Genomic DNA, 399 nt, shown 5'->3' on the forward strand with positions numbered 1-399 from the left:
ATCTGGATAAACGGTGCTTTACTGATGACCTCAATGATTTTTTGCAGCCGCGCGTAGTCGAACAACGCACAGGTTTGCTCCAGCGCCAGCTCTTTTTCGCGATTCAATTTGCGGGCAATCACTTCCAGCGAATCATCACTGGTAATCGAACTGTGCAGGTGCAGCGCCGTGGCATTCGTTTTCTCCCGGCTGGCACTGTATTCGCCTATTAACGCCATACGCAATTCAGTAAATCCTTGCGCGCCGAGTTTTTGGGCAAATTTCACTATGCTCGACTGGCTAATGCCGAGCTGTTTCGCCATCTGCCGTGAAGAAACGGATTGCAGCTCACTCACGTTGGCCTGCAGAAAGTCAGCGATTTTTTGCTCGTTTTCGGTGAATTCACTCCCCGCATTGCTT

Annotated in this window: 1 pseudogene; it reads right to left on the minus strand. The window is 50.4% G+C overall.

Annotated elements, in window-relative coordinates:
• Positions 1–399 (minus strand): annotated as a pseudogene (locus ACEWB7_RS18450) (hypothetical protein); the annotation flags it as partial.

The sequence above is a fragment of the Acinetobacter sp. NIOH-H-8 genome, assembly GCF_046635365.1.
Lineage (GTDB): Bacteria > Pseudomonadota > Gammaproteobacteria > Pseudomonadales > Moraxellaceae > Acinetobacter.